The 19,094-nt window shown below is 55.7% G+C and carries 20 protein-coding genes and 2 pseudogenes; 7 read left to right on the forward strand and 15 right to left on the reverse strand.

What is annotated here, in order from left to right; translation table 11 throughout:
• The first annotated feature begins 86 nt into the window (after positions 1 to 86).
• Entirely contained in the window at positions 87 to 992 is a 906-nt protein-coding gene (locus tag O4H62_RS06170; RefSeq protein ID WP_269387527.1) for an APC family permease, read from the forward strand.
• 86 nt (positions 993 to 1,078) lie between these two features.
• Here O4H62_RS06170 and O4H62_RS06175 read toward each other — a convergent pair whose 3' ends face one another.
• The 9 genes from O4H62_RS06175 to O4H62_RS06215 all read right to left on the reverse strand — a co-directional run bounded on the left by O4H62_RS06175 (position 1,079) and on the right by O4H62_RS06215 (position 8,906).
• A complete protein-coding gene (locus tag O4H62_RS06175; protein ID WP_269386358.1) occupies positions 1,079 to 2,113 on the reverse strand; it encodes an acyltransferase family protein in 1,035 nt (344 codons plus the stop codon).
• Complete coding sequence (locus O4H62_RS06180) at positions 2,110 to 2,598, reverse strand: c-type cytochrome (protein WP_269386359.1); 489 nt, start codon at positions 2,596 to 2,598, stop codon at positions 2,110 to 2,112. The genes O4H62_RS06175 and O4H62_RS06180 overlap by 4 nt, the downstream gene beginning before the upstream one ends.
• A gap of 7 nt (positions 2,599 to 2,605) precedes the next feature.
• Positions 2,606 to 3,265 carry a L,D-transpeptidase gene (locus O4H62_RS06185; protein WP_269386361.1) on the reverse strand — a complete coding sequence of 220 codons (660 nt, stop codon included), beginning with the start codon at positions 3,263 to 3,265 and terminating at the stop codon, positions 2,606 to 2,608.
• Complete coding sequence (locus O4H62_RS06190; protein ID WP_269387529.1) at positions 3,262 to 3,873, reverse strand: DUF411 domain-containing protein; 612 nt, start codon at positions 3,871 to 3,873, stop codon at positions 3,262 to 3,264. The genes O4H62_RS06185 and O4H62_RS06190 overlap by 4 nt, the downstream gene beginning before the upstream one ends.
• A gap of 166 nt (positions 3,874 to 4,039) precedes the next feature.
• Positions 4,040 to 4,597, reverse strand: coding sequence for a L,D-transpeptidase (locus O4H62_RS06195; protein WP_430538388.1), 558 nt, complete (start codon positions 4,595 to 4,597; stop codon positions 4,040 to 4,042).
• A 56-nt stretch (positions 4,598 to 4,653) separates the two neighbouring features.
• Complete coding sequence (locus O4H62_RS06200) at positions 4,654 to 4,980, reverse strand: hypothetical protein (protein ID WP_269386363.1); 327 nt, start codon at positions 4,978 to 4,980, stop codon at positions 4,654 to 4,656.
• A gap of 50 nt (positions 4,981 to 5,030) precedes the next feature.
• Complete coding sequence (locus O4H62_RS06205; RefSeq protein ID WP_269386364.1) at positions 5,031 to 6,422, reverse strand: multicopper oxidase family protein; 1,392 nt, start codon at positions 6,420 to 6,422, stop codon at positions 5,031 to 5,033.
• 328 nt (positions 6,423 to 6,750) lie between these two features.
• Positions 6,751 to 8,148 carry an ATP-binding protein gene (locus O4H62_RS06210; protein WP_269386365.1) on the reverse strand — a complete coding sequence of 466 codons (1,398 nt, stop codon included), beginning with the start codon at positions 8,146 to 8,148 and terminating at the stop codon, positions 6,751 to 6,753.
• Positions 8,149 to 8,183: 35 nt separating this feature from the next.
• Positions 8,184 to 8,906, reverse strand: coding sequence for a response regulator (locus O4H62_RS06215; protein WP_269386366.1), 723 nt, complete (start codon positions 8,904 to 8,906; stop codon positions 8,184 to 8,186).
• 168 nt (positions 8,907 to 9,074) lie between these two features.
• Between O4H62_RS06215 and O4H62_RS06220 the strand changes: the two genes are divergently transcribed.
• The 3 genes from O4H62_RS06220 (at position 9,075) to O4H62_RS06230 (ending at position 11,939) form a co-directional block, all read left to right on the forward strand.
• Positions 9,075 to 9,752 (forward strand): EF-hand domain-containing protein, encoded by a 678-nt coding sequence (locus O4H62_RS06220; protein ID WP_269386368.1) that lies wholly within the window; start codon positions 9,075 to 9,077, stop codon positions 9,750 to 9,752.
• Positions 9,753 to 9,954: 202 nt separating this feature from the next.
• Entirely contained in the window at positions 9,955 to 10,341 is a 387-nt protein-coding gene (locus O4H62_RS06225) for a DUF302 domain-containing protein (RefSeq protein WP_269386370.1), read from the forward strand.
• 641 nt (positions 10,342 to 10,982) lie between these two features.
• Positions 10,983 to 11,939, forward strand: a complete 957-nt coding sequence (locus O4H62_RS06230; protein WP_269387531.1) for a L,D-transpeptidase family protein — start codon at positions 10,983 to 10,985, stop codon at positions 11,937 to 11,939.
• A 526-nt stretch (positions 11,940 to 12,465) separates the two neighbouring features.
• On the opposite strand, the gene O4H62_RS06235 is transcribed toward O4H62_RS06230, so the two are convergent.
• The 3 genes from O4H62_RS06235 to O4H62_RS06245 form a co-directional block, all read right to left on the reverse strand.
• Positions 12,466 to 12,909 carry a hypothetical protein gene (locus tag O4H62_RS06235; protein WP_269386372.1) on the reverse strand — a complete coding sequence of 148 codons (444 nt, stop codon included), beginning with the start codon at positions 12,907 to 12,909 and terminating at the stop codon, positions 12,466 to 12,468.
• Between the two features lie 128 nt (positions 12,910 to 13,037).
• Positions 13,038 to 13,670: a hypothetical protein gene (locus O4H62_RS06240; RefSeq protein WP_269386374.1), complete on the reverse strand. Its 633-nt coding sequence runs from the start codon at positions 13,668 to 13,670 to the stop codon at positions 13,038 to 13,040.
• Positions 13,660 to 14,553, reverse strand: coding sequence for a DNA-processing protein DprA (locus tag O4H62_RS06245; protein WP_269386376.1), 894 nt, complete (start codon positions 14,551 to 14,553; stop codon positions 13,660 to 13,662). Before O4H62_RS06245 ends, O4H62_RS06240 begins: the two co-directional genes overlap by 11 nt.
• Before the next feature lie 99 nt (positions 14,554 to 14,652).
• Here O4H62_RS06245 and tnpB point away from each other — a divergent pair.
• From tnpB to O4H62_RS06260, 3 genes and pseudogenes are all read left to right on the forward strand, one after another.
• Positions 14,653 to 14,922: pseudogene (tnpB, locus tag O4H62_RS06250) on the forward strand (IS66 family insertion sequence element accessory protein TnpB); the annotation flags it as partial.
• A 108-nt stretch (positions 14,923 to 15,030) separates the two neighbouring features.
• Positions 15,031 to 16,659 (forward strand): annotated as a pseudogene (gene tnpC / locus O4H62_RS06255) (IS66 family transposase).
• Entirely contained in the window at positions 16,659 to 16,958 is a 300-nt protein-coding gene (locus tag O4H62_RS06260; protein ID WP_269386377.1) for a hypothetical protein, read from the forward strand. The pseudogene tnpC and the gene O4H62_RS06260 overlap by 1 nt, the downstream one beginning before the upstream one ends.
• A gap of 250 nt (positions 16,959 to 17,208) precedes the next feature.
• On the opposite strand, the gene O4H62_RS06265 is transcribed toward O4H62_RS06260, so the two are convergent.
• From O4H62_RS06265 to O4H62_RS06275, 3 genes are read right to left on the reverse strand one after another with little or no spacing between them, the layout of a single operon-like run.
• Positions 17,209 to 17,994: an ImmA/IrrE family metallo-endopeptidase gene (locus tag O4H62_RS06265; protein WP_269386378.1), complete on the reverse strand. Its 786-nt coding sequence runs from the start codon at positions 17,992 to 17,994 to the stop codon at positions 17,209 to 17,211.
• The gene (locus O4H62_RS06270) at positions 17,981 to 18,358 is read right to left on the reverse strand and encodes a hypothetical protein (RefSeq protein ID WP_269386379.1); all 378 of its coding nucleotides are present in this window, start codon (positions 18,356 to 18,358) and stop codon (positions 17,981 to 17,983) included. The genes O4H62_RS06265 and O4H62_RS06270 overlap by 14 nt, the downstream gene beginning before the upstream one ends.
• Positions 18,358 to 18,969, reverse strand: coding sequence for a transposase (locus O4H62_RS06275; RefSeq protein ID WP_269386381.1), 612 nt, complete (start codon positions 18,967 to 18,969; stop codon positions 18,358 to 18,360). The genes O4H62_RS06270 and O4H62_RS06275 overlap by 1 nt, the downstream gene beginning before the upstream one ends.
• Positions 18,970 to 19,094 lie beyond the last annotated feature (125 nt).

A 19,094-nucleotide genomic window follows, 5' to 3' on the forward strand; every position in this document is an offset into this window, starting at 1 on the left:
CCCCTGCCGGGCCACGCCTTGGCAGGGGCTCATGGCACCTGCGCAAAAGCAATTTCCAGACGTCAAGTTACAGTACCGTCGGGCTGATCATCTTCGCCTATCTCGTAAACGTCTCGGGAAGCCGTTCTGTCGGACTTCTGTCTATCGTCATGGCGGTGCTCAAGGTCGGCGGCATTACGCTGTTCGGCGCGGCCGGCCTCTGGGCCAGTGGCATCACCTTCGAGGCGACGGCCGGGGATGCTGGCGCAGGTGTTTTCGTGGCATCCGTCGCACTGTCGATTCTTGCATTCAAGGGCTTTACCACAATCACGAACAGCGGCGCGGAAATCACAAACCCGCACCGCAACGTGGGCCGGGCCATCATCCTGTCCATCGCAATATGTGTGGCTGTCTATTTGCTTGTGGCATTCGCCGTGGGCTCCAGTCTGCCGCTGGAACGCATCGTGGCAGCGAAGGACTATGCCCTCGCGGAAGCGGCTAAACCGGCGCTTGGACCGACCGGCTTCTACTTGACGGTGGCGCTTGCGCTTGTGGCCACAGCTTCGGGCCTGATCGCGAGCGTTTTCGCGGTATCGCGGATGCTGGCAATGTTGACCGAGATGAAGATGATCCCGCACAGCCATTTCGGAATGCCTGGCACGATCAGGGACCACACGCTGGTCTACACTGTCGTGATCGCGGGCTTCCTGACGGTGTTCTTTGATCTCAGCCGTATCGCCTCGCTTGGCGCTTTCTTCTACCTCGTGATGGACATCATCATTCACTGGGGCGTCTACAGAAATCTTCGCCACGAAATCGGTGCGCAGGGCTGGATGCTGTTGACGGCAATCGCGCTCGACGTGGTGGTTCTAGCTACCTTCGCCGCGATCAAGTGGCAGTCCGATCCGCTGATTGTCGGTCTCGGCATGGTCGGTATGGCGTTGGTGTTTCTGTTCGAGCGGATTTTTCTCACCCGACATCCCGTCAGTGCGGGCGATCACCATAACCATTGACCAAGGCTCGAGCTTCCCCCGTGAGTGAATGCTCCAGGCTACGACTAATCAAATGATGGAACCACAATCAAGAAGTTACGCTGGGCCTACTCAGATCTGATGTGCGCCCATCCAGGTCGCTCGAACAGGAAGTGCCCGAAACCGGTCAAGCCGATAGCAAAATAGAGTATGATCGGAGTCGTCAGGGCTACAACAAAGACCGCAAGGCTGAGTGGCCCAGTTTGCGTGATCAGCCCGGTATTCATAGCTATCTCGCGAAAGATCGACATGGGAATGGTGAAAGCAAGATAGATGACAAGCGAATGCGCGCCGATCCATCGCAACCAGCCAGTATACGGCCGATCCATCAAGACCACACTGAAGGCACAAAGCGCCACCGCGCCCGCAACACCAAGCAGGAAATGCAGCGGTGGAAATGCAGCAAATCCCATATGGGTTTCGCCCGGCATCAGTTCGAAACTCGGCAGAAACACCAAAAGTCCGTTGACGACGAACCAGGCAACCAGCGCCGCAATTCCTTTCCCTCGGTTTTCGGCTACCCAGCCCGCCACCCTGAAAATCTGCGGAGCGAACGCATAACCGATGTAGAAAAACACGAAATAGGCGGCAAATTGCGTCACAATGTAACTTGAAACGTTGATCGAAGCGATCTGCAAACCCGTCGCAACAGCAATCACAAGCCAGTGCGGAATCCGGAATTGCCAAAGAAGCTTTGCGGCTATGGCAAACAAGCCGAGCATGTAGACAAACCACAGTACGCCATAGGGCTGGACAATGGCGCGGGCAAGATCCGCCACCATGGCGATCGGATCGCGAGCGAAAATGCCCACCTTCAAAGCGATCATGATGAATGCCCACAAAACATAGAAATACATGTAATGTACAAAACGGCGATCAGCGTATCGCTGCCAAGGACGTGCAATCACGGTCGAAAGAAACAGGCCGGAAATGAGGAAGAATTCCGGCATGCGAAAGGGCGTCGCGAACGCGATCACGTAATGAAGGAAACCGACGCTGCCGGTATGTGTACCGGTGTTGTAGGCCGCATACATCATCACGACCAAGATCATCGACATGCCCTTTGCCAGGTCCACCCAAGCCAAACGCTTCGAATTGGTCATTTTGGCTCCAGGGCATAGCGCGTATTCATCTCATCATGTCCGCTGCGGATTTCGTCCGGCCATGTGCTCTTGATGTAGGAAAGCACTGCGATGATTTCTGCATCGGTGAGCACTCCTTCATAGACCGGCATTGCCGAAGTGTAGTTCTTCAGATTTGCTGCGGCTACAATTCCGTACTTTGTGATCTCGAAGAGAATTTGATCCGTGTGATGCCAAGTATGGCCGGTCTCGTCATGGGGCGGCGCTGGCATCAGACCGTCCGGTCCCGGCGAACGCCAATCCTCGACTTGTCCTTCCAATTGAACGCCATGGCAGGACGCGCAACTATCGGCATAAAGGGTTTTGCCCAACGCCAAAACCCGCCGGTCATCTAGCTTTAGGAGACCAGCCCGCAGCTCATCCTGTTGCACCGTCACTGCAGTCGCGGCGATTGCGAACCCCGCGAGTGCGGCAAAGACCATGGCATACAAAGTTTTTTCCCGCATGGGCGTCTCAAACCACGATCAGCCGGGAGCCCGAAGGCACGCGGTTGTAAAGATCAATAATGTCCTGATTCATCAGCCGGACGCAGCCGCTCGAGACCGCCTTGCCGATCGTCCAGTATTCGGGCGAGCCATGGATACGGTATAGTGTGTCTACACCGTTTTGGAAGATGTAGAGCGCGCGTGCACCCAAAGGGTTATCGAGCCCAGGTGGCATGCCACCATTGTCCGCGCTCCATTGCTCCAGCTCCGGTTTCCGCGCGATCATCTCCGCGGGCGGCGTCCATTTTGGCCACTGCTGCTTCCATTGTATGCGGCCCTCGCCCGACCATTCAAAGCCTTGCCGGCCAAGGCCAACCCCATAGCGCATAGCCTTGCCGCCTTCCTGGACAAGATGAAGGTAGAACGTGTTTGTGTTGACCACGACAGTCCCGACTGGGTGCGGGCCGACGTAATCGACCTGTCTACGCCAAAATTTTTCCGGTACTTTTGTCAGGTCTACCGCTGGAATGGGAAACCTTTCACCCGGCATCGGTCCGTACATGGCAAGATAGGCAGGCGGTGGCCCTTGCGGCTCTGGCGTCGTCTGCAGTGTTTCAGTTGTCGAACACCCCTGTAGGGCCAAAGCCGAAAGGCTTCCCGCGCCCGTAATAAATTGACGCCGGTTCATTGTTTGCCGGCCTCGAAGAAAACCGCAGGTGCATCACCGGATCGACCAGTGAACGCGTAGACCGCATAGTTTGCCTCCGAATCATCGCCCATGCCTAGTGACCCCATCGGCATGCCCGGGGTCGACACTCCCCGGATATCCGGTCGCTCGGTCATCAGTTTTTCGACCGCCTCGATCGGCACATGGCCTTCAAGCACGTATTTGGTTTCACCGCCGATCACCGCAGTATGGCAGGCCTCAAGACCGCCGGGCACGCCGGCTTGCGTCTTGATCGCGGTGAGGTCCTCGACGTCTGTGGTCGCGACGTCGTAGCCAGCCTGTTCCATGGCTTCAACCCAGGCCTGGCAGCACCCGCACCATGGCGTCTTGAACACCATGATCTGGCTGTCAGTATCGGGCGTTTCGGCGAGTGCAACCGTGGCCGTTACGGAAACTCCAATGGCAAACACGGCGGCTAATGAGATGAGAATTTTAGTCATTTCAGATGTCTCTCGTATTCTTGAGGAACTGGTCATGGCGATTATGGCCGACGGAGCACAACATGAAGCGGTGAGCACCGCGGCATAGGCCAAAAAAACAAACTCCACTTGTGGCGTTTCCTTCGGCATCGCCAAAAGAACCAGTCCTGCGCCCGCGACCTACGGCAATCAGCGTGTCAACATCAGCATTTACCGGGCGGGGTGTCCGCACCGGCCCTGCCGACGTTGCATATATTTGTCCACAGGACGCTGGCGACGCCGGAACACGGTAACGGTTCGTGTGTTTGCTGATGCATCACAAAACCACCACCTGTGCACCGACAGGCACCCTTTCATACAGGTCTTCGACATGTACATTGATCATGCGAATACAGCCGTTGGAGACCGAGCGCCCGATGGACGACGGCTGTGTCGTGCCGTGGATGCGATAGTAGGTGTCGCGTCCGTTCTTGTAGAGATAAAGCGCACGCGATCCGAGCGGATTGCCTGGACCGCCGGGGACACCCTTGGCATATTTAGCGTACTTGCCGGGCTGACGTCGGATCATATTTTTTGTCGGCGTCCAGCTCGGCCATTTCGCCTTGCGAGCTATTGTGGCAGTCCCTTTGAAAGTAAGGCCTGCCTTGCCAACGCCCACGCCATAGCGGCGTGCCATTCCATCGCTCAACTGCAAATAGAGAAAGTGGTTGCGGGGATCGACAATGACGGTGCCGGGCGCATATCCCGAGAACGCAACTGATTGTGGCTCGAACCTCGGGTCCAGCTTGAATGGCTGAATGTGCGCGTGAGCCTGCGATGCAGGCATCAATGCCAAAGCTGCAAAACCCAACATGAATTTCCGTTTGGAGATCATGATTACCTCGTGACTGGTCAAATTCCGGAAGCGCCGATTGGCGCGGCTATCCGTGATCAGGACACGATGGGGGGTCTCATGAGGTGGTCTTCGACCGAAGACGTCGGCAAAACCGTATACGTACTTACTTTCACTGGGACTGTTCGCAGGAAACCCGAATACATATAGGGCGCAAGGTAATGGCAGTCCATGGCACAATTCATGTGCCCATGCCCCATCATGCTGGCGGTCTTCACACAGCAATTCATCATGACGGCATCGGGTAGGCTTTGCATGGTCATCATCTGGTCAACCGCATCTGCAGTTTGCGCACTCTGCGTCGAGGCCATGAATGCGCCATTGGTAAATAGCAATAAAACGACTGCGATGATGATGCTGCGCATACCAACCTAATTACCCGAAAAAGCTGAAATATTCCATAACAAACCAACCATCACGCAACCGTGAACCACGTAGTCATGCCTGCCGCCGCATGTTCAAGCATGTGACAATGGTAAAGCCATTTTCCCGGATTGTCGGCGACAAAGGCAATTTCTGTCGTCTGTTCGGGCCCGATCAGGAAGGTGTCGCGCCACGGCTTGCCTTCGTCCACCTCGCTCCCTGACCGGGAGGTCACCCGGAAATGATGCCCATGCACATGCATGGCATGAACCCAGGCCGTTCTGTTGACGGTTTCTATGATGATGGTTTGCCCGCGTTCCGCAGCGAACAGGGGATCGTCGGCGAGGTTTGCAACGCCGTTGAATGCCCACAACTGGCGTGTGCTTTGCGCATCCTCGCCCTGAAGCTTCTTGCCCTGGTATATAATTTCGACAAAGCCGCCCATGGCCCCGCCCTCCATGACGACTTTGACTCGCCGTGCATTTGCGATGTCGGGCTCGGGAATGGCGTTGACCGTAAGAGCTGGTGCGGCCGCAGCGGCGGTTGCAACGCCCTCGACTTTGAATTCTGCCATGACGAAAGGATCGTTGCCCGACACCTCCTCCAGTGCGAAATGTTCCTGAGGGACAACCAGCAAATCCATGCGCTGTGCCGGGCCAAGCATCGCGGGCGCATAACCAAGGCTGATTGGCTCGGACAAAGCCTGGCCGTCATAGGCCAGCACCTTGGCATTGAACCTGTTGGGGTCTATTTCGAAGACGCGGGCGTTGGCTGCATTGATCAGGCGCAACCGGTAAGCTTCGCCGCGCTTGAGCGCCATAACCGGCACCGGCTCCCCATTCACTGTGATCCAGTTGCCGAGGCGGCCACCGTGGCTCCAGTCCATCAGCGAACCGAAGCTCTCGGTGTCCAGCACGCCCGGCCGGCGCAACCGCCAGTCATCGATAACCAATGCGATGTCGCGTGAGCTGTCGAACGGCATCTCCGGCTCATCGATGATCAACGGACCGTAAAGGCCACGGCCCACCTGGTTCCAGCTTTTATTGTGTGCATGATACCAATAGGTACCCGCATCAGGCACTTCAAAATCATACAGAAAGCTTGCGCCCGGTTGCACCGGATCCTGCGTCAGTCCGGAAACGCCGTCCATGGCGTTGTCGATCCGGATACCGTGCCAGTGAATGGATGTCGGTTCGTCCAGATTGTTGGTGAAACGGATACGGACGCGGTCTCCCTTTCGTGCGCGAATTTCGGGCCCGGGCACCTCGCCGTTGTAGGCCCAGACATCGGAAGCTTCAGTATCTGGCCGGTAGAATTTTTTCCTTGCAGGGCCAGCAATAAACTCGAGCTCTGTGGCGCTTGTGCGCGCCAGCGACAGAGCAGGAAACTGAGCGGCTGAGACAAGACCCGCCGCCCCGACAATGAAATTGCGCCGATTGATCATTTTTCAGGTTCCAAGAGATAAGTAGCATTTGCGGTGAGATCCAGATCGTACAGTAACTACGCGCCTTCGCGAGCGACCACTCCCATTGAGCCACCGTCATCAAAAAGGGTATCGACAAGGTTGGTCCGCCAACCATTTTTTTTGCCGGTCGCCGTCTGCGCCGAATGCGAATTTCCGGACTTGCGGATGCCGGCAACCAACCTCACGATCTTTCTGCGGATCGTCCATAAGGCACTGATAGTGGTTCCACCGACAGGAAGGTCAAGCCAGCAATTTCGCGATTACTCCGACCGGGGAGCGATCTCGGATCCACCCGCGAGCCAACGGTTCAAGCAGGAGAACTGATCCACTGCGTGCGTTTGTCCTCACCAGTTTCTTGGGCAGTCCCCTCCAGCGGGATCAAGATCGAGGCACATAACCCACCCTCCTCCCGATTGACCAACCAGATGTCGCCACCATGCGCAGTAATGATTGTACGTGCAATTGACAGACCGAGCCCGTGCCCACCGGTTTCCAATGACCTCGATTCTTCGAGCCTGAAAAATGGATCGAAAACCCGTTCAAGATCGGTTTCCGGGATGCCAGGCCCGTCATCTTCTACCGTGATCATGAGGTGGTCGTCTCTAGCCCAATATGCAACGCGCGCGTTTCCACCGTAGCGCACAGCGTTTTCGATCACATTGCGAAGGGCCCGGCGCATGGCGGTGGGACGAATGCGAACACTTGTCGGCGCACCCCTATCCAGGAGGAAGGGGACTGGAGAGCCGGTTCTCAGATCTTCGAGCAGGCCGCCAACATCAACAGATTGAGAGGCCTCGGACGCGGCCATCCCGCGGGCGAAGGTTAGTGTCTCCTCGACCATAGTCTGCATTTCCTCCACCGAGGCCACCAGACTGCTACGTGTTTCCTCGTCATCGACCAACTCGGCGCGGACACGAATTGCCGTAAGGGGGGACCTGAGATCGTGTCCCAACGAAGCCAGCAACCGTGTTCGGTCCGCCACAAACCGCGTCAGGCGATCCTGCATTCTGTTGAAGGTTGAAGTAAGCTCCCGCACTTCGGTCGGACCCACTGCGGGTAGTTCAGCAATCTCTTCGCCCCGTCCCAGTCTGTCAACCGCGCCGACCAGCCGCCTCAATGGACCAGTAAAGCGGGTAATGAGAAACCAGAAAACAGCGATCAGGATGACCGCCGCGGTCAGGATAAATGTCAGCATCGAGTAAAGCGGCCACTGGAGGGGCGGACGCTCGAACCGGGTGCCGACATTTAGCCAACGTCCGTCAGAAAGCGCGATGGACAGGTTCATTTCTACTGCCGAGAGCGCACCGTGCATCATAGTCCGATGCATTTCAGCCATTTCCGGCGAAAGGTGCGGCATCGGCAGGATTTGCCCCTCAATTCCATGCAATTCGACACGGATGTCGCCGCGATAGCTGTCGCCCAGAAGCGCACGTATTCGGGATTCAACAAGACCACCATCCGAGCCATCTGAATTTCCAGCTGTCGCTTCACCCGACAAGTCAAATCGGACAAGCGGCGAATTGGCCGCGCGCAGAATCGAGTCTTGCAGATTGTCGGGTGCCTCTTCAATTAGCCTCGCCACGTTTGCGGCGCGGCCTGCGGCTTCGAAGCCGAGCGCAGCCCGAACAGCGAGGCTTCTCTCATCGACGAACAACCACAGACTCACGACTTGCGCGACGACAAGCGCCGCGACAACAAGAAGCACGAGTTGTGCCCTGAGGCTTGTCAACGGCCCCCAACTCAACCTAGCACCTCCACGTCCGCAGATAGGCAATAGCCGCCGTTTCTGACGGTCGCAATGATCTTTGGCTGAAGAATGTCAGGTTCGATCTTGCGCCTGAGACGGCTGATCTGGTTGTCGATGGTGCGGTCCAACGGCCCAGCTGAACGGCCAGCCGTAAGGTCCAGAAGCTGCTCACGGCTCAGTACCACACGCGCGCGCTCCAACAGGACGATCAGCAGCTTGAAGTCTGCGCTCGTCAAGCGCGTTTCGTTTCCAGATACGTCCACCAGCGTCCGACTGTCTGAATCAAGCACGAGGTGGGCAAAACGAAGCCGCTTTCCCGCGAACCCGCCCGCGAGCTTTTCGTCGCGTTCCGAACGCCGAAGAACCGCCTTGATCCGGGCCAGCAACTCTCGCGGATTGAACGGTTTCGCAAGATAGTCATCGGCTCCGATTTCGAGTCCGACGATCCGGTCCGTGTCGTCACCCAATGCTGTCAGCAAGATGATCGGCAACACGCGCTCGGCGGAAAGCCGCTGGCACAGCGAAAGACCGCTTTCGCCCGGCATCATGACGTCCAGCACCATCAAGTCATAATTGCCGATCGCAAGTTTTGCTTCGGCATCTTGCGCATCCCTGGCGGTGCCGGCGCGCATGCCGTTCTTCTCAAGAAAACGCTTTACGCTTTCACGGATTTCCTTGTGATCGTCGACGACGAGAATATGCGGAGCATCGGACATGAGCTCTTCTATCGAAAACCAACACAATGCGTCAGTGATTGTTTTGTCACCGAATGTAACAGAACCCGCATCCTACGACATGCCGGTACAAACCGCTGGATGCAATCCATTTAAATCGGGTTCTTTATGCCCAGATAAGGAATGTGAAACCAACTAGGAGACTGTCAGATGTACAAGTTCAAGACCATCGCAACGGCACTGATCTTATCGGCCGCTTTGCCGACTCTCGCGCTCGCTGATTCCGATCACGGTCATGGCCAACGGCAAGAAACGTCGAATTTCGGCTCCGCGGCGGCCATGGCGGGCGGCAACCCCAACATGATGCAAGGAATGATGGGCGGCGACATGGGATCCATGATGCGCATGATGAGGATGATGCACGGCGGTCAATCGGGCATGATGGGCATGGGTGGTGAAATCGGCGGCATGGGCGCGGGAATGATGGGCATGGGTGGGACGATGATGGGTGACGCCGACCATATGCAACGCCTGTTCGACGCCGATAATGACGGAACAGTCTCGCCCGAGGAACTTCGCACTGGTCTGCTTGATGCCCTGAAAACCTACGACGTGGATGGGAACGGAACCCTTTCGCTCGCCGAATTCGAAACGCTTCACGCCGCCCATGTCAGGGAACAGACGGTCGACCGTTTTCAATCCTTCGACGCGGATGGAGACGGACAAGTCACCTCCGAAGAATTTGCCGCGCCAGCGGACAGGATCAAGCGGATGATGATGATGCGTTCGGGGAACATGCCTGGTCAGAATGGCGGCATGATGGACGGCGAGCAGCCGGGGAGCATGATGCAGAACGACGTGCAGAGCGAAACAAAAGAGGACAATTGAGCGTTATGCTGATTGGATGAACCAGTGGCGGAGGCAACGCCTTCGCCACTACATAGCAAGGGATTGAATGAATGATGAACGGTTATGGCATGGGATTTGGCGGGCTTTGGATGATTCTAATCCTGGTCCTTGTCGGCCTCGCGATTGCCGCGCTGATTAAGTATCTAAGGAAATGAAGGCTGCGTGAAAGGATGACAATCAGATGAGCTACACCATAGACAGAATATTTCCCGGGGCTGATATCGACGATATTGACGCCCGCACACGAGTTGCCCTGGCGGCAGCCGGCTTCGGAGTCCTGACTGAAATTGACGTCAAGGCGACAATAAAGAAGAAAATTGACAAGGACCTGCCGGGGTATCGCATCCTTGGTGCCTGCAATCCGAACATGGCCTGGCAGGCCATCGGCATGGAGCCGAGGGTCGGGGCCATGCTTCCGTGCAACGTGATTGTGCGGGAGACGAACGAAGGTGTGGAAGTGTCCGCGGTCGATCCGGTGGTCTCGATGACCGGGATCAACAATCAGGAGCTTGGCGAGGTCGCTGACCAAGTCAGGCAAATGCTTTCGGACGTTGTATCAGCGATTTGATCCTTCGTGCCGGAAGTCCGCGAAACCGAAACAATCCGCGCGCAACATGCAAGCTTAACTAAGACGATTTGGTCACGCTTGCATGTCCTGCACTATCTATAATTCGTCCGCCTAAGCAATTGCTATGCAGCTCGGCGGGCAGTGTATCGCTTTGCCGTTGTCATCAGCGCCTTTGAGGCACACCTTGCAGGAACCATTCATGGTGAAATCAGGCATCCTGGCCATGCCAGGCTCTGCGGGCATAGTCATGTCACTGCCGCTCATGGTCATCATTCGGGCCGGCATGGCACTAGCCTGAGATGCGAAAAGGCTGAACCCATCCGTTCGGCAGACCACTGGCAGTGTGACAAACACATGCTCTTGGCTAGCAACGTGCTATTACAACCCCAAGCCGGCATCGAAATGTACTATTGGCACTTCATTCAATCTCGAAAAAAATCAAAATCGTCCCGTGCAAATCAACGAATTTCGAACTTTCGTTAACCACACAAACGCACATAGCTGCTACGATGTGATTATGAAAAGCAACATCGCGCTCTCAATGGCACCTGCGGCACCAGCGCTCGGATCCACAAGGGACAGAGACGAATTTGTTTCAAAAGCTACTCAGATTTGTGATCCTGCCCGCATTGGCTGCGACTATGACGGCTTGCGTATCGACGGTTCTTGACGTCGAGAACAAGGCAAATCAACCAATTGCGGCAAGCATCGTCAGCGATATGAGCCGACGCAAAATGACCGCGGCCGACCCCATCCTGATCCGAATCTTCAAGGATGAAAGCGAGCTTGAAATCTGGAAACGTGATCGCACTGGGCGTTACGCGCTTTTGAAGATCTTTCCAATGTGTCGCTGGTCTGGGAAGCTCGGCCCAAAAACCAAAGATGGGGACCGGCAGGCTCCAGAAGGATTCTACCATGTCTCCGCCGGCATGCTAAATCCCAACTCGCAATATTATCTCTCTTTCAATCTCGGCTACCCAAACAAGCTCGAAAGTGCCCTCGGCTACAGCGGCGAAGCCTTAATGGTTCATGGTGCCTGTTCGTCGTCAGGATGCTTCGCTCTCACGGACGCAGGCGTCGCGGAAATCTATGCTATTGCCCGTGAAGCCATCAGGGGCGGACAGTCGTCGTTTCAGGTGCAGGCTTTTCCATTCCGGATGACGCCTGAAAACATGGCACGAAATCGAAATGACCCTAATTTCAATTTTTGGACAAACCTGAAACAGGGCTACGACATTTTGGAAGTCACGGGCCGTCAACCCAAGGTGTCCTATTGCGGCAGACGATATGTCTTCGACGCGACCTTTGAAGGTGGAAATCCTCGCGACCCACTTGCTTCATGTCCACCGCTACTGAGCGCGGAAGACGATGTCCTGGCAGCTCGGCGCGTTTCAGATGAACGCAAGATGGAATCGGTGCTTGCCTCAGGCACATATGTATCGGCACATGCGTATTCGGATGGTGGCATGCATCCAAGTTTCCGAAAACTTCTGAAAAGTCGTGGCGCAAAGTTGCTTGCCCAGAAAACATCATTGAATGGCGTACCGATCAGTCGACCGGATGCTGCGCTGGCCGACCCTCACACTCCCAGCGAATGACTGTTCCCGCAACCAATTCGCTGGGCGGCTTCTTCGACTACCCACCCGAAACCAGAACGCGATTTTTTCCGCAATTGCTGTCTGAAATTGTGGTGGCATGATCGTCCTGCAACCAGCAAACCTCACCGAGGCGGTTCAACATCCACAACGTGAACGATACTCGAGCCAACGCCTGTAAGCTGCAGGTGGTTTCTGTACACCGTCGCTTCCAAAACCGACGACGTGAAAAATGTTCTTGCCGATATCAATTCCATAAACCGCCGCAAGGCGCGGCATATTGCGTTCACACAATGCAATCACTTTTGGTTCGTTAGCCCCTCAATTTGATGCGCTTCAAAAGTCGAGTCTTCGCGGACTTATTAATCGAGAAGATTTTGATGGAGACAATCAGGTTTAGCGAACCGCGAGTCCTTTCAATCCTGCACCGGGGAAAATCTTGCGTGGGCCGTTCCACACCTTGGCAAGATGAGAGAATGACGCCGTATCAAAGCGGTGGCTGAACGCGCGATCATCTTCGGAGGGGCGTTCAGCCCTTGCCGCCACTCGAAACATCCATCAGCATGGAATACATGAATTCGATTGGGGTATTTCTATGGCAAGATTGATTGAGAACTTCAGGTTTGATGACAAACGCCTGGCGGACCGCCTGGAAGCCGAAGCCAAGGAACTGCGTTCTCGGCTTCGGTATGAGGGCGATAAGGAGAGACGTTACATCCAAGACGAAATCGATGAAATAGAATCGATCCTTTGCCAGATGTGTTGTTGATCCGGAATTGGTTTGCGCCGAGGTGGCGGAATGACCTCGCGCCAGATGTTGGCCAGTTGGAGGTTTGTTTCCAAAGATTGATGATTGAACAGGACAGAGTCTCGAAGGCATCCTCTGCGTCACGGCAAACGCCTGCTGACCGCCCATTCCGTCGATGACCTGATCCAAGGGGCCAGCGAAAGCGACAATGGTAGCTTCTGTCACTCCTAGATCAGGACTACCCCCTAACTTCCGCTTTCCACCCGAGGTTGCCAATTGCTCTTTGGAGCTTTCGGCTCAAGGCCGACATCGCCTGCTTCCCGATGACTAACGCGTTGCCCAGTTGGCACGGGTTAATCATCATCGGGAAAAATACGTCTAGCTACAAATAGCCCGATGATATTTGCGTCGGGGAAGCGGTTGATCAGAATGGTATGCATGGCTCGGTAGTGCGTTCCGGCTGTCAGCATATCGTCTACAATACCGATGCTACTGGGTTCCGGGTTAGCCAAGCTTTCGTCAATCGAATAGGCTGCCAGCAATTCTTCTACCGTTACCCGCTCATCAGAGCCTCGCGCATGGTTTGCAACCATTGTTGAGTTTTGGACAACTAAGTTGCGGACGTCCTGTCCTTGTACGACCAAGCGGCAGATTCTTTCCATCCGATTATCGTATGCGGGATCATTTAAAGCCTTTGATGGTGGGACTGGGACGAGCGTTGCATTTGCCAGCCATCGTGGGTTCAAGGCTTGGCGGAAAGCTGCTGCGCATTCCTGGATTGCCCGATTCTTGTATCCCAACACGGTGGGGTTACTAGTCACTGGTTTTTTTAGATTGGAGACAAGATTGTTTGTGGCGCTGAACGTGTAGTCCCTACCGGAGGTCTTTTCGTAAAGGAAAAGACAGACGTCATCGTCAGTCAGCCTCGTGTGACTGTCTCGGTTCGTGTCGTCTATCCTTGAAAAGCGGATCGGTTTAAGGCTCAAGGGCATTCCAAATGTCATCTGGCGTCCGAACCCGAACCGCACCTTGTTTCTCAAACCGTGCTGGCCAAGTGATGTCAGTACGTTTGAAGCAACTATCTAGAATGAACAGCTTGCGCCCCTGTTGCATAGCAGCCCGCGCCTGCGTGAGCGTCCCCGACGTCTCACCCGCCTCGACAATGATGGTTCCCTCTGTAAGGGCTGACATCGTAGCGTTGCGCTCTGGAAAATACTGCCGCTTGTTACGGAAAGGTTCTTCAGAATAACGAATCACAGGAACCTGTGAAATCAACAGGTGGTCTTTGGCGATATGTTCCTGAAGTTTCTGATTTTCTTTGGGGTAGAATTCACCAAGCGGCGTCCCGATCACACCAATGGTCGTCCCGCCAGCCTCCAGTGCGGCATTATGAGCAGCACTATCAATTCCCGTGGCAAGTCCAGACACTACGGCATAGTCGCGCTTTACCAGTTCTTTAGCCAAACGGGCAGCACGCTGCTGACCTTCTTCAGAGGCCTTGCGGCTACCGACGATACAAAGGCCCCGCTTTTCAGACAGTTCCCACGTCCCCTGATAATAGAGCATTTCGACCGGGTTTCTAGCGTCCCGCAACTTGATTGGATATTCACCAGCGTGGTGGATGCGAACGCCAAATGGATTAACCCCACGGTCTTTGAGCATAACCATCACACGCTTTGCAGTCGCATCAGCTTCAGACGGTGTAACAAAGTCGGACGGCATCGCATCGGGGTCATCACGGAACATATCCGCCATCCGCTTCCATGACATGCCTTGCCGAGTCCACAGGGCTTCATATGCGCCCAGTTCTCGCATCGGTGAGATCGCGTTGACAGTGGCGTCTTCTTCAGTGAATGCAAGTTTGTTCATTGTGTCTTGACGGTGCTGGTCATCATCTCACCTTGTATCATAATTTCAATTCTGGGTCCGTTGCGCCGCACTATGACGTCTTTTGCACGTGTGGCAATAATGAGCAAAGGGCATTCGGCTATGCGCAAGGGAATCGACGGCCTTGCGGCGCTCGCGCAGGACGTGCTGCGGCAGAAGCCGACAGGTGGCGCGGTGTTTGCCTTCCGGGGCCGCCGTGGCGACAGATTGAAACTGCTTTATTGGGATGGCCAGGGGTTCTGCCTCTATTACAAGGTGCTTCAGCGGGGCCGGTTTCCATGGCCGACGGCGACAACGGGTGCGGCGCGTCTGACGTCCGCACAGCTGGCGATGTTATGGGAAGGAATTGACTGGCGGCGTCCGGATTGGGGTGCTCCACCCGCGCGTGTCGGCTGGCTTTTTAACCTACCAGTCGATTGTTTTTATGGAGTTATCGGCTGCCTTGTGGTAGTCAATGGCATGTCGAGTGATGTCGAAAATCTTCCCCAGGACCCCGCCTTTCTCAAGGCGATGATCGCTGCTTTGCAGGCGGAAAATGAGAAGATGTCGGCCAGTCTGCGGGCTCATAACCTGCTGGTTCAGGCGCTGCGGGTGCGCATTGCCAAGCTACAGAAGCAAAAGTTCGGCCCCAGCTCGGAAAAGATCGAACGCGAGATCGAACAGCTGGAACTGGCCTTGGAAGACCTGCAGGTCGCACTGGCCGAGGCAGACGATGCGCCGCCGGATGAAGGCGATGGGCCAGAGACAAATGACCAGACCTCAGAGCCTGACGAGTCCCAGGAATCAAGGCGTCGCCGTCCCAAGGTTTTGAAGGACACACCGCGCGAACGCCGCGAGATTGATCCTGGCGATGCCTGCCCGGAGTGTGGCGGTGACCTTCGCGTGGTTGGCGAGGATGTCAGCGAACTGATCGATTTGATCGCAGCGCAGTTGAAGGTGATCGAGATTGCACGGATCAAGAAATCCTGTCGGCGCTGCGAGAAGATCGTTCAGGAACCCGCACCCAGCCGACCCATTCCGCGCAGCATGGCAGGTCCCAATCTGCTGGCCTAAATCCTGACCTCGAAATTCGACGACCACGTTCCGCTTTATCGCCAACATGAAATCTTCGCCCGCATGGGCGCGGATATTCCAGACACGACGATGGTCGGTTGGTGTGGTGGGGCAATGAAGACGCTGGAGCCCCTGATCGAGAAGATCGAAGCCGAGATCATGGCCAGCGATCTGCTCCACGCTGATGACACGCCCATTCGTGTGCTGGATCGCAGCCGACGCGACAAGGGTCTTGGAAAGGGCGTCAAGAAAGGCCGAATTTGGGCCTATGTGCGCGATCAGCGCCCTTGGGCAGGGACTTCCCCGCCGGGTGCAGTCTATCAATTTGCGCCCGACTGGAAAGAGGAGCACGTCCTCGCCCACCTCAGCGAAGCCAGCGGCATTCTGTAGGCCGATGGTTACAAGGGGTATGCCAAACTCTATTCCGCCGATCTTGATGGCAATCGCCAGTTCCGTGAAGCCGCATGTTGGGCGCACTTCCGCCGTGACTTTCACGATGTCTGGGCGGCGACAAAATCCGAAATCGCGCGTGAGGCGCTCGACCGGATCGGGGCACTTTACGACATCGAACGCGAAATCAGCAGCAAGCCTGCCGATCTCCGGCAGAGCGTGCGTCAGGTGAAAAGCAAACCCAAGGTCGACGCCTTCCACGCCTGGGCCGAAAAGCAACTGACCCGTATTCCGGGCAAAAGCGAACTCGCCAAGGCGTTCCGTTACGGGCTAAGTCGCTGGTCCTCCTTCACGCTGTTCCTGGAGGACGGGCGTGTGGCTATCGACAACAATCCAGCCGAGCGCGCGCTCAGACCTATTGGTGCTGGCAGACGAAATTGGTTGTTCGCTGGGTCAGATATCGGCGGCGAAACGCTCGCCCGTGCCATGACCATCATTGAGACCGCGAAAATGAATGGTCTCGATCCGCAAGCCTACCTGGCTGATGTGTTGGATCGCATCCACGACCACATGAACAACCGTCTCAGTGAATTGCTGCCCTGGAACTGGACCCCAGCAGGAACTGTGCAATCGGAGGCTGCCTGATGGGTCGCACGACCAGTGTCTACACCATCACGCATGTTGCCAAGATGCTGGGCGAAACCCTCGAATTGCTTGAAGAGATTGCCAGCAACGCTGACAATCTCGACTATGGCGACATCGTCACCATCTGGACCGGCGACGAAGAGACCATTACCTCCTTTACCGACGACGGCATCGACAGCCTGCGCGCCTTCATCCGTGATGTGAGAACATGGTCGGGCGGTATCCACCAGTTCCTAACCGGCAGCCTATGCGAGCCTGACGTGATCGAACGCATCATGTCCGATGAGCCCAAAACCTGATCCTGCTATCACCGACCCAGACTTTCCCAGATGCGCAAGGCGGTGCCAATCGAGTGGTTACGGTTTGAGTTGGACGGAGTGCCTCCATTATTTGCAGGTGCGATTACCATCAAGTTGAGTTCTCGCAAGCCAAAACGCTATGAACGAATTGATAAGACTTCTGAGAGTGGTGAGCGGTCATTCGCCGCATAAGCCACAAATGGACCGAACTCGATCAAACAGCAGGCAGCCATCGCAACGCCCGTCCCTCTCATCCCACCATGTTCGGATCAAGGTTCAGGATCGTCATAACACCCTCTCCGGGGATCTGGAATGACTGCTCTGTTATCTCATATCTGGCTGCGGAAGCCTTGTCGAACCATGCATCGGCCCCGATCTTCCGCGGAAAGCGTTGCTCGTCCTGGTTCTGATTGTGGAGCAATTCAAACGCGAAGCTGTCCGCATCCAACTCTTCCCGCGGAAACCACCAAGTCGCCATCTTGGGAGCGGATCTGTGCCACTTCCTGCCGCCAGTTCCGTGGCTGATCATCATCGAAGCCGGATAAGTGTCGCTGTCGATCATCCTTATAAGAGTAGCCGTGAGGCTTGTCTTAAAGATCCCTGCCACTTCCTTCAGCGCCTTCAGATCAAGGCGAGGATGCTTGCGGCACTCGGCCTTGAACATGGACCACGGCATCAAGAGATCTGCAGCATACTGATCAGCAGCCCGCTCCACATTGTTCGTCTTCGAGAACTTGCCTATGTCGGTTGCGCGGCATGCGACGGTCTCGCCACGGTGATGAGCCCAATGGCCGAGTTCATGGGCAATCGAGAAGCGCTCGCGCTGAGGCATGCCATTCGGATTGACTGAGATTATCCCCTTATTCCCCAGACCCGTAATCATTGCCTCGCAGCACTTGAGACAGCGCCGTTTCACGCGAAGACCGACATAGTAAGCTATTGCCTCGATATCGATATCGCGCGGTTCTGTAATACCAAGGGAACGAAGCAATGCATCAGGAGACAAATTTGTAGGAAGCGGATCAATTCTCTTCATTGTTTTTATCTTCGTCTTCCAACTCCCCGAGATCTTCAAGAATTGCTTCAAGATCACCGTCCATGGAGCCATCCCCAAATCGAGCAGCCAAAGTGAGACCTGCCGTTGAATCACCCGCTTTCGCGCGGTCATAGCGACGCTTCGCACGCTCCTTATCTAGGTTGCTTACGCCACTAGACATATTGCTGGAAAATGCGCCTGCGCGAGCGCGTTCTAATCGCGAATTCGCAAGCCTGACTTTTGCACTTTCGATAGCATTATTGAACATCTGAATATTTGCCTCATCTTCCGGACCGACAGGGCTGTCGTCCGAGAGGATGAAGTCTATGAAGTTGTCCACGGCGTCTTTCTTATTGTCGCTCATCACGCCAGTCCTTCCTTCGCTCGATAATCATCGGCGAGGTTGTCGATCTTCCGCTTCAGCCGGGTGCGCAGCGCCTCAAGGCGCTTGGCGTCCACTCCCACTGCCTCCTGCAGATCCTTTCCTATCAAGCCTTCTTGGATACCCATGAGGAGCAGCTGCATCTCGTCGTCATCCGCGAAGTGTTCCTCCAGCTTGGAAAGCGCGTCTTCTATGATCGCCTTGCAAGCAAGCCCGTCATCGTCGTCGTTCGCGGCCACCATCTCAAGGTCCTCGGAAGTCACGATAGCGAAGCCCTGGTCCAGGCGCACGACCTTTCTTTCGTCGGTCACGAATGCACTATCGCTGCGCAGGCTCTTCATCACGCCCGCCACGAACGGGACGAATCCGTGCGCCCGCGGCCAGGGCCGTTTCCCTTCCGCGATCCGAACGTATGCCTCGTTGATCAGGTCATCTGGAGACGGGAAGCCGCTGGTGCCCGCAATGAAGCGGGCAATGCGAGCAAGGTTGTCCCGATCCTTGCCGGAAAGCGCGTCGAACGCCGCAATGGCGTCTTCCGCGCCGTGGTATTCTTCATCAGGCTGATCCACCAGGTCCTCCGAATTCTCTTCCACATGTGTCGATCTCCTCCTTGATCTTCACTCTGTTTGCGCGCGGGAACGTGGATTCCGACAAATTTTTTTCGTGTCGGAATCATCGGTTCGGTGCGCAAACAAGGTGGACGAACTGTCCTCCCCAA

It is taken from the genome of Parahoeflea alexandrii (assembly GCF_027214025.1).
In the GTDB taxonomy this organism is placed as follows: domain Bacteria; phylum Pseudomonadota; class Alphaproteobacteria; order Rhizobiales; family Rhizobiaceae; genus Hoeflea; species Hoeflea alexandrii_A.